We start from the raw sequence: 10586 nt of genomic DNA on the forward strand, positions 1-10586 counted from the left end.
TTGAGCTGCAGGTTTACCCTTTGGTTAAACTTGGCGGCTCAGCATTTTACATCATGTAACACCAAATAAAAAACCTAATAGCATTTAAAAGGTATTCACTAGTGAAAAAAGTATTAATGATCGCAGCTGAGAACGACGCGATATCTGGCGCGAAAGTCGGTGGTATGGCTGATGTTATTCGCGACTTGCCTCCAGCATTAGCAAGCGAAGATATTATTGTGGATGTGGCTATGCCTAATTATGGCTATATTGCACAAACTTATAATGCTAATAACATCGGCACTGTAGCGGTAAAATTTGGTGCTAATATTGAAATCGTCAGCGTGGCGCTGATGCCAAGACCCAGAACCAGAACCAGTGTTGACGGCAATACAAACCTTAACAGCCAAGTATACTTATTTGAGCATCATTTATTTAATAGCGAGGGTAATCAAGTTTATTGTGCAGGCAGTAATGATAGGCCCTTTGCTGATGACGCCACTAAGTTTGCCTTATTTAATTTAGCGGTAGCCCAAGCTTATATTGATGGTTTAATCCCCGAAGTTGATGTGATGCATATGCATGACTGGCACGCCGGAATGCTGGTGATGTTACGGGCATTTGACCCACAATATGCCATGTTAAAGCAATGCCAATGTGTATTCTCAATTCATAATTTAGCCCTGCAGGGCATAAGACCAATACGTGATGATGTCTCATCATTTGCTGCATGGTTTCCTGAGCTAACGCACCTTTTAACAGATGAACAAAAAGCTCATTTAAGCGATCCACGATATCCTAACTGTGTAAACCCAATGAAAATGGGTATTGAGCTCAGTGACAAGGTGCATTTAGTATCGCCGACCTATGCTCATGAGGTGTTAATGGCATCCGATCATCAAAATGGTTTTTTTGGTGGTGAAGGCTTAGAAGCGTCCATGTTAGATAAACATAATCGTGGTGACATTGTAGGAATACTCAATGGCTGCGTTTATGAGAATGATGATAGTGGTGTTAATGATAGTGATGTTAATAGTGCTGAAAGTGAATTGACCACTGCAAAACCTGATAAGAAAACCGCTAACAAATCGATTAATCAGCTATTAGTGAAATCACAAGATGCAGTCATTAAATGGTTAGGTAAAACAGACTCTGCTCGCAGTGTCGATCAAATAACTTTAGCGCGTTTACAACAATGGCTAATGCAACAAATCAACCAAGCGAGCTCGATTGATTTCTTAATGACATCAGTAGGGCGGTTAACAGATCAAAAGGTGTTGCTGTTACGTCAACCCTATCCCGTTGAGGCAAACAGTACTGGCCAAAGCCTATTAGACGCTATGCTGATTGAGTTAAAACGATTAAAACCCCAAGGGGTGTTTATGCTACTGGGGAGTGGCGATCATGTCATAGCCAAAGAGTTTCAACAGGTCGCATCAAGGCACAGTAACTTTGTGTTTATTAATGGCTATGATCAGCAATTATCCGATGAACTTTATCAGTTAGGTGATTTGTTTGTCATGCCAAGTAGCTTTGAGCCTTGTGGTATCAGCCAATTATTAGCCATGAAGCAAGGTCAGGTGTGTATTGCCCATGGGGTAGGTGGTTTACGCGATACCATTAAAGATCAGCAAACCGGTTGGTTATTTGAAGGTCATAATTTAGCTCATCAAGCGGAACAATTTATTCAGGTGTTAATTAACGCCTTAAGCTTGAGTAATGAGCAACCTGAGCAATATCGTCAAATGGAGATTGCTGCCAGTCAAGAACGCTTTAGCTGGCAACAGGTGGCTAAGCAATATCGCCAGCAGTTATACAGTTGAATACCTTTTTACTACTAAGTTAAAGGTTAAGTAAAGCGGCAGTGTGATGATTGTGAGATTTAACTCAACCCTTAGCTTAGTTAAGTTTTAGCTGAGTTAACTTTCGTAAGCTTCAGCTTAACCCTTAACAGAGCTATTACTATGGTTGAATTAATATGCTTGTTTTAGAGCTTTTCTAATATAGGCAGAATCTTACTGACCTTATCAAAGCATTCTTGATACTCAGCATCGGCATTAGAATCTGCCACTACACCGCCACCGGCCCAGCAATAAATCTTATCTTCTTCAGTCAGCAAGGTTCTAATGGTAATGCTGGTATCCATAGTGCCATCTTGACTGATATAACCAATACTGCCGCAATAAATACTGCGTCTTGATGGCTCTAATTCTTCGATAATTTGCATGGCTCTAATTTTGGGCGCGCCAGTGATAGAACCACCCGGAAAGGCTGCCTTGATAATATCGATGGCAGACAAATTAGCCGCGAGGGTAGCTTCAATGGTGCTGACTAAATGATGCACCGCAGGGAAGCTCTCAATATCAAATAACTTGGGCACATTAACTGTGCCCGCAGTGGCGACTTTACTGATGTCATTACGCAGCAAATCCACAATCATCACGTTTTCAGCGCGATCTTTTACTGAGTGCTGTAACTGCTGGGCTTTTTGTTTATCAATTTCTGCATCTGCTGAGCGAGGCAAGGTGCCCTTAATAGGCTTAGTAGAAATCTTATCACCAGAAAGTTGAATAAATCGCTCTGGCGAAATTGACATTATGCAGTGATTTTCCAACCTCAAGAAGGCTGAAAAAGGGGCTTTATTGGCTGCAGATAACGCGCAATAAGCTTGCCACTCATTGCCATGATAGTTAGCTGAAAACCGCTGAGTTAAATTTATTTGATAGCAATCGCCAGAATGCAAATATTGTTGCACCCTATTAAATTTTTCTTGGTATTGCTGGCTTGTAGTTTGATCCTCCCAAGGGGAGGTTAGTTTGAATTTTGGCTGCGTGGATTTGTTTTTGGTTATTTTTTTAGTTGCGACCTCAATTTTATTCAATGCAGTATCAAGGGCAATTTGGCCTTGATAATGTAAACCAAACCAGCATTGCTGTTGATAGCAATAGATTAAGCAAAAGTCATAAAAACCCACGCTCATTTCAGGCAAGTGAATATCTTGAATAGCGCTGTCTGGCAGTTTTTCTATCACTCTACCCAAGTCATAACTAAAGCTACCTAATGCGCCGCCGCTAAAAGGGAACTTGCATGGCTGTTTTGTCGGGTAAAGTGTTTGCTGCAGCTGAGCTAGATTATCAAAAACAGCTTGCTGACTATCAAAGCTCGCTAGTAACGGGCTTAACGCTTCATCGACAATAGTGAGTTTACTGAGGTTATTTTGATATGTTAAACAAGCAATTGGACTAATAGCAATAATGTCATATTTAGCATCAGTATGGGCTGCGTTGGCCGAATCTAACAGCATAGCCCAAGGCTTGTGGCAGAAATGTTCAAACAAGGTGTGCGTACTAATATTCCAATCCAGTTGCTGAATTGCCAGCGATTGCTTGCCCCGAGAATGCATGTTGTAACCTATTTAAAATGTGATGTAGCCCAAAAACGTTGGAAAGAGTATCATATTGTCCCTGAAAGGATTAATAGCTAATTGAAGGCAATTTTAAAATTGCATTCATATAAAAATAAAACAAGTTATGCCGCAATGGCTGCTGGAGCGCCCCTATATGTCTACAAACTCATCTGCTAATGTCGTGATCAAGCAAGCTGACTTTATTGAAAGCATTGCTGATTCTCTGCAGTATATTTCGTATTACCATCCTAAAGATTTCGTTGATGCAATGGCTAAGGCCTACGATCGTGAAGAAAGCGAGGCTGCAAAAGATGCCATCGCACAGATTTTGATTAACTCACGTATGTCAGCAGAAGGTAAACGTCCTTTATGCCAAGACACAGGTATTGTGACCAGTTTTGTCAAAATTGGTATGGCAGTACAGTGGGACAAAACCGATATGACGGTTCAGGAAATGGTAGATGAAGGTGTACGCCAAGCTTACCTGAATCCCGATAACCCTTTACGTGCATCAATCGTTGCCGATCCTGCAGGTACCCGCAAAAACACTCGCGATAACACGCCATCTGTAGTTCATATTGATATGGTGCCAGGTAATCATATTGAAGTCATGATCGCAGCAAAAGGCGGCGGATCAGAAAACAAATCAAAAATGGTGATGTTAAACCCGTCAGATGATATTGCTGCGTGGGTTGAAAAAACCTTACCGACTATGGGCGCAGGTTGGTGTCCGCCAGGTATGTTAGGCATAGGTATTGGTGGCACAGCTGAAAAAGCCGCGGTACTTGCCAAAGAGTCGTTAATGGACCCGGTTGATATCCATGAGCTAATGGAGCGCGGCGCTGAAACCACTGAAGAGAAGCTTCGTTTAGATATCTTTGAACGTGCCAACAATACGGGTATTGGCGCGCAAGGCTTAGGCGGCTTGACCACGGTACTTGATATTAAAATTAAATCAGTGCCGACTCACGCAGCGTCAAAACCTGTGGTAATGATCCCTAACTGCGCAGCAACACGTCACGTGCATTTCCATTTAGATGGCACTGGCCCTGCTGACTTAGTGCCGCCATCATTAGCTGATTGGCCTGAAATTACCCGTGAAGCAGGTGAGAATACTCATCGTGTTAATTTAGACACAGTCACTCAAGCTGAAATCGAAACCTGGAAAAGCGGCGATACCTTATTACTTAACGGTAAAATGCTAACAGGTCGTGATGCGGCTCATAAGCGCATTCAAACCTTGATTGAATCAGGTGAAGGTTTACCTGATGGCGTCGACTTTACTGGTAAATTTATTTACTACGTAGGGCCTGTTGATCCAGTAGGCGATGAAGTTGTGGGCCCTGCAGGCCCAACAACCGCAACCCGTATGGATAAGTTCACTGATCTTATGTTAGATAAAACGGGCTTAATGGGCATGATTGGTAAGTCTGAACGTGGGCCACAAACCGTTGAATCAATCAAAAAACACAAAGCCGTTTATTTAATGGCTGTCGGCGGCGCTGCTTACTTAGTATCTAAAGCGATTAAGAAATCTCGTGTGGTGGCTTTTGAAGACTTAGGTATGGAAGCTATCTATGAATTTGATGTTCAAGATATGCCGGTTACCGTGGCTGTGGATACTCAAGGCGTTAATGCCCATGAAACAGGTCCGGCAATTTGGAAAGTTAATATTGCTAATGCCAAAAACAAATAAGCGTTAATTTTAATTTCACGTATGGTTTTTGTGGTTAATTTCGTCAAATAGCGCAAATAATCTCGCTCAGGTTTGGATTGTGTCAAAATCCTATTGCCTGAGCGTTTTTGTTTGGGTAGTGTGCTATCAGTACTTATTATTGGTATTTTTGAAACAGTGTACTTTCAGTCTGTAAACTGTTTGATAACAGCATTTCATCGATTAATCATTTTGCTGTGATGTAGCACTAAAAAATAACACAGACATTGGTAACACAACAAAAATTAAAAAGAGAACTTCATCAAATGAAAAAATCGTCAATTTTACTCGCTATTGCAACTGCAGGCTTTGCCTTGTCAGTACAAGCAGCAGAGCCTGCTAAAACCCCCTTTAATGTTCAACAACTTGTAAAGTTGAATAAGCTTCATTCTGCCGCTGTATCAAATGATGGCAGCAAGTTAGTGTATGCCGTTAAGTTAATTGACGAGCAGGGCGACAGCAGCTCTGATTTATACTTACTGGATCTGAGTGATAAAAATGCTAAGCCAGTTCAAATTACCTCACATAAAGGCACTGAACATGACGTAACTTTTAGTGTTGATGGTAAATCAATTTACTTCTTAGCAGCGCGTAACGGTTCTAGTCAGTTATTTAACTTAGCCTTAACTGGTGGCGAAGCGATGCAAGTGACTGACTTACCATTGGATATCAATGGCTATAAGTTATCAAATGACGGCAAACAAGTTGTCATGAACATGCGCGTATTTCCTGACTGTAAAGACTTAGCTTGTACGGTTGATCGTATTGAGGCTGAAGAAAACAAAAAGACCACAGGTCGTGAATACAAACAACTCATGGTTCGCCATTGGGATACATGGGAAGATCACGCCCGTAACCATTTGTTTGTCGGTCAGCTAAATGGCAAGCCAGTAACAGATGTTGTTGATGTTACCCAAGGTTTAGATACTGAAACCCCGCCAAAGCCTTTTTCAGGCATGGAAGAGGTGACCTTTACCGCAGATGGTAAACACATTGTTTATAGCGCCAAAGCCCCAAGCAAAGATCAAGCATGGACGACCAACTATGATCTATGGAAAGTGTCTGTTGCTGGTGGCACGGCTGAAAACCTAACGCCAGATAATAAAGCATGGGATGCACAACCGACTTATTCTAAAGATGGTCGTCAACTAGCTTATCTTGCGATGAGTAAGCCTGGATTTGAAGCTGACCGTTACCGCATTATGTTGCGTGACACAGTTACTGGCGCAGAAAAAGAAGTGGCACCGTTATGGGATCGCAGCCCAAGCTCACTGACCTTCAGTGATGATGGCCGCACGCTTTATGTCACGGCGCAAGATGTGGGTCAAGTGACCATCTTTGAAGTTAACACTCAGTTTGGTGATGTCCGTCCGATATACAATGATGGCAGTAACAACCTTGTCGCAGTGACAGAGTCAGGGCTTATTTTCAGCAACAAATCATTAGTTGAGCCGGGCGACTTATATAAAATTAGCCTTGAAGGTGAAAACCTCACCCGTTTAACCAATGTTAATGAAGACAAATTAGCTAAAATTCAATTTGGTGAGTTCCAGCAATTTAACTTCAAAGGTTGGAATAACGAGACAGTACACGGTTACTGGATTAAACCTGCTAATTATGAAGCCGGTAAGAAATACCCAATCGCATACTTAGTTCACGGTGGCCCGCAAGGTTCATTTGGTAACTCATTCAGTGGTCGCTGGAATGCACAACTTTGGGCTGGCGCAGGTTATGGTGTGGTTATGGTCGACTTCCATGGCTCAACCGGTTATGGACAAGCCTTTACTGATTCAATCACCCAAGATTGGGGTGGTAAACCGCTTGAAGACTTGCAAAAAGGCCTAGCAGCGGTTGGTCAGCAACAAAAATGGCTAGATACCGATAATGCCTGTGCATTAGGTGGCTCATATGGCGGCTACATGATGAACTGGATCCAAGGTAACTGGAGCGATGGCTTTAAGTGTCTTGTAAACCACGCTGGTTTATTTGATATGCGTAGCATGTACCACGTAACAGAAGAGCTTTGGTTTCCTGAGTATGAATTTGGTGGTACATACACTGAAAATAAAGAACTATATGAGAAGTTCAATCCAGTAAACTATGTTGAAAACTGGAACACACCAATGTTAGTGATCCACGGTGAGAAAGACTACCGCGTGCCTTATGGGCAAGGACTAGCGGCATTTACATACATGCAGCGCAATAACATCCCATCAGAGCTATTAATGTTCCCTGATGAGAACCATTGGATCTTAGATCAAGATAACCTACAGCAGTGGTACAAAAACGTACTAGGTTGGATGGATCGCTGGACTGAAAACAAATAGTTTTACGGTTAGGCGAACAAAAAAGAGATGCTATTTAGCATCTCTTTTTTTATGGGCTGAAAAATTAATTACTCTGAAATGGGTAATTTTTCAGCTAGATAGTTTCGAGGCTTGTTTTATCGACTATATTGAGTTCTGTAGATGGGCACTTTTGAGCCGTTTTAGTAATACATACAAGGTAAGTTAATCTTCTGCGTGAACCCGTCATTTTTCGATGACCATTTTTATGACAGATCCTAGTACGTTTACTCATAGTGTTTACCCATAGTGATTTCAATCTACTTACTGTCGTTAATAACGCCGATTAAGTAACTAACATTCAATAATGAGGTTTATTGTAACAGTACAAAGCTTGATGATGAATTTTTATAGCGCTTTTTTACTCGATTATGTCATTAAATTTCATTTATGTCGTAAGTGGTGTTTGTAGACATTGAATTTTGTTAATTGGCTCCGAAAAGCTATTGTCGTAAAAGTAAATTAAGGTCAGATTAGGTTTATTATTAACTAGCTCATATTTGTAAGAAAATACATTTGTAAAATGCATAAAAAGCAGTAGAGTTGCGCGATTATTTTTTTGACCACAAAACCATTGATATAGAGGGTAAGCTCGTGGATTTAATGCTTTACGTTAAGTTTTTCTTAGGATTGATAGCAATTATCAACCCTGTGGGCTTATTGCCTGTGTTTGTGACCTTAACCAGTCACCAAACTGAGGTAGAACGTAACCATACAGGTAAAGTGGCAAACTTTGCCGTGGTGATTATTTTGTTAACCACGATTTTTATTGGAGAGCATATTTTAAATATGTTCAGTATCTCTTTATCAGCCTTTAGAATTGCCGGTGGCAGTTTGATTGCCATCATCGCGATGTCTATGCTGCAGGGTAAATTGAGCCAAGTGAAACGTAACCAAGAAGAAGACCGTGAAGCATCAGGCATGGAGTCGGTTGCTGTGGTACCACTGGCATTGCCATTAATGGCTGGTCCTGGCGCCATTAGTTCAGTTATTGTATTTTCTTCTACTAATAACTCTTTGGTGGACATGATAGGTATGTCCATTACGGTGATTATTTTTGGTTTAATGAGTTTTGGTTTGTTCAGAATGGCACCGATTATTTTTAAGTTGCTGGGTACAACAGGCATTAACGTCATCACGCGTTTAATGGGGCTGCTAATGCTTTCAATTGGTATTGAAGTGATAGCTGCCGGTATTAAAGGTTTATTCCCAACGCTAATGAGTTAATAACGTGCTTTATTTAATCAATCGAGCAACGGAATTGCTCGATTTGAACAGCAAACGTTCAAGAGTTTGTAAAACATCGATTTCTGCTTGACCTCAAATACGCATTTGCGTAAAGTACCGCTCGTTCTACAACATAAGGTTTTTCATAATTACCTTATATTCAATAGTGTTAGCTTATAGCAGTATAGATAAATAGAACCGTGCCACTCACACGTTAAAATGATTGCAACAAATTAGGTGACGTGTCCGAGTGGCTGAAGGAGCACGCCTGGAAAGTGTGTAAAGGGCAACCTTTCGAGAGTTCGAATCTCTCCGTCACCGCCAAATCTCCCCTAGCTTTTCATACTTTATAAATTCCCACGATTACTAATCGAACTCCACTTTTTGTTAGTGCTTAGTCTTGATTACTGGCATCTGTAATTATTCATTACTATAAATTTCTCCTCCATAAAAACTTTGCAAGTCTCAACGCGTAGTTCTGCAGCTATATTTAATCTCATTGAAGTTATTTATACCCTTGTTAGTCGGCACTCATTCAAGTGATATAGCCATTATGTATGTTAGCATTTTGTTATTTTAACTCAGTGGTTTAGCTAAACTAATTATTCTTTCTATTTTGTTTTTAGCGGCGTTAAATGGATTTAGGTATTTAATAAAGGGGATTTTTATATGTTCGCACAAATTTTTATCGTTTTTGTAGGCTTAGCCAGTTTGGTTGGAGGAATACAAGGTGGTGATTACTTATGGGCTTTTTGTGGGCTGATTATGTTTACAACTTCGGCTGTAACACTCTATTGCCTTAAAACGGGTAAGGTATTTGGCGACGATAAAAACACCCAATAAATGATTCACTTGAACGTTTAAAGCAAATACTTTTATAGATAATAATGATGAAATGGCTATTTACTTGCCTATTGGCGCTGACAAGTGTGTTACCCGTCTGGGCAAATTACACTGTCATTCATCGCGCTTATGAGTCTAAAAGCGGCGATGTTCAAGTTAACTACAGTGGTCGAGTGGTTCATATTCTCGCTGATGATAATCAAGGCTCAAGGCATCAAAAATTCATTCTAAAACTCAATAGTGGCTTAACCTTGCTGGTAGCCCACAATATTGATTTAGCCCCGAGAGTTTCAAATTTGCGTGTTGGCGACCTTGTTGAATTTTATGGTGAATATGAATGGAGCAAAAAAGGAGGGTGATCCATTGGACCCATGCAGATCCTGCAGGGCGACACGCCGAAGGCTGGTTAAAGTATGATGGTACACTTTATAAGTGATTTTTCTATTTAAAACTCGATAAACCAGATGGTTAGCTACTTTTTACTATCAAATTTATTGGCATTTTAATATGATTAGATAGTTAGGCATTATTATGCCTTTTTTACGTTATAAATTATCAAAAGGACTGATAATGCTTAAATATATTTTTATAATAATTGTTGGATTTGCTTGCTATAAAACATTTTTTTCTACAGATACTAAATCCGAACCTTCGTGGAGTGAGGTTTATTCTGATGAGCATAAGTTTCAAGTTCAGTTTCCGCATCAGCCTAAAGAAGAATTTAAACAGGTAAATTTACCTGGATTAGGGAAAATAGAGCTAACTAGTTACATTATAAGAAGTCCTGAATTAACTTGTACAGTTATCATCTCTGATTATAAAGGACAAGCAGAAGTATTAGGAAGTGTCTATGACGTCATTGATGTCGCTAGAAGGGACTTGCTTAAAGGCTTTGGTGGCAGCATCACAAAAGAAGACTACATCTACAATCAAAATGTCAGCGGTTACGAGTTTTATATGCTAACAAATAACAATAAACTACTTCAGTCTAGAGTTTATAAGTACGAAAACAAAGCCTATAACCTTACATGCCAATATAAAGAGAATGAGGTTAATAGAAATAAAGTAAACC

7 protein-coding genes, 1 tRNA gene and 1 pseudogene are annotated in these 10586 nt (G+C 40.3%); 8 read left to right on the forward strand and 1 reads right to left on the reverse strand.

Translation table 11 applies throughout. The features are described 5' to 3' along the window. The first annotated feature begins 101 nt into the window (after window positions 1–101). The gene (locus BCU91_RS13715) at window positions 102–1802 is read left to right on the forward strand and encodes a glycogen/starch synthase (RefSeq protein ID WP_347230782.1); all 1701 of its coding nucleotides are present in this window, start codon (window positions 102–104) and stop codon (window positions 1800–1802) included. Between the two features lie 164 nt (window positions 1803–1966). Here the strand turns inward: BCU91_RS13715 and pabB are convergent, their stop codons facing one another. Continuing rightward, window positions 1967–3382 (reverse strand): aminodeoxychorismate synthase component I, encoded by a 1416-nt coding sequence (pabB, locus tag BCU91_RS13720; protein WP_102438147.1) that lies wholly within the window; start codon window positions 3380–3382, stop codon window positions 1967–1969. A gap of 157 nt (window positions 3383–3539) precedes the next feature. Here pabB and BCU91_RS13725 point away from each other — a divergent pair, with 157 nt between their 5' ends. From BCU91_RS13725 to BCU91_RS13750, 7 genes and pseudogenes are all read left to right on the forward strand, one after another. After that, window positions 3540–5081 carry a fumarate hydratase gene (locus BCU91_RS13725; RefSeq protein WP_102531722.1) on the forward strand — a complete coding sequence of 514 codons (1542 nt, stop codon included), beginning with the start codon at window positions 3540–3542 and terminating at the stop codon, window positions 5079–5081. A gap of 284 nt (window positions 5082–5365) precedes the next feature. Beyond that, entirely contained in the window at window positions 5366–7426 is a 2061-nt protein-coding gene (locus tag BCU91_RS13730) for a S9 family peptidase (protein ID WP_102531723.1), read from the forward strand. 612 nt (window positions 7427–8038) lie between these two features. Then, window positions 8039–8671 (forward strand): YchE family NAAT transporter, encoded by a 633-nt coding sequence (locus tag BCU91_RS13735; RefSeq protein ID WP_102438165.1) that lies wholly within the window; start codon window positions 8039–8041, stop codon window positions 8669–8671. Between the two features lie 236 nt (window positions 8672–8907). Beyond that, window positions 8908–8995, forward strand: a tRNA-Ser gene (locus BCU91_RS13740). 345 nt (window positions 8996–9340) lie between these two features. Then, on the forward strand, window positions 9341–9514 hold the full coding sequence (locus tag BCU91_RS20295) for a hypothetical protein (protein ID WP_157936293.1): 174 nt from the start codon (window positions 9341–9343) through the stop codon (window positions 9512–9514). Window positions 9515–9561: 47 nt separating this feature from the next. Then, window positions 9562–9950: pseudogene (locus tag BCU91_RS13745) on the forward strand (DUF3465 domain-containing protein). A 95-nt stretch (window positions 9951–10045) separates the two neighbouring features. Beyond that, on the forward strand, window positions 10046–10586 hold a 541-nt coding region (locus BCU91_RS13750; RefSeq protein ID WP_133126610.1), incomplete at its 3' end, for a hypothetical protein.

The organism is Shewanella sp. 10N.286.52.B9 (genome assembly GCF_002873635.1).
GTDB lineage: Bacteria > Pseudomonadota > Gammaproteobacteria > Enterobacterales > Shewanellaceae > Shewanella.

Bases quoted from the DNA above. Each gene is read 5' to 3' on its own strand.
- pabB (WP_102438147.1), bottom strand. From the start codon at position 3,382: ATGCATTCTCGGGGCAAGCAATCGCTGGCAATTCAGCAACTGGATTGG.
- BCU91_RS13725 (WP_102531722.1), top strand. From the start codon at position 3,540: ATGTCTACAAACTCATCTGCTAATGTCGTGATCAAGCAAGCTGACTTT.
- BCU91_RS13730 (WP_102531723.1), top strand. From the start codon at position 5,366: ATGAAAAAATCGTCAATTTTACTCGCTATTGCAACTGCAGGCTTTGCC.
- BCU91_RS20295 (WP_157936293.1), top strand. From the start codon at position 9,341: ATGTTCGCACAAATTTTTATCGTTTTTGTAGGCTTAGCCAGTTTGGTT.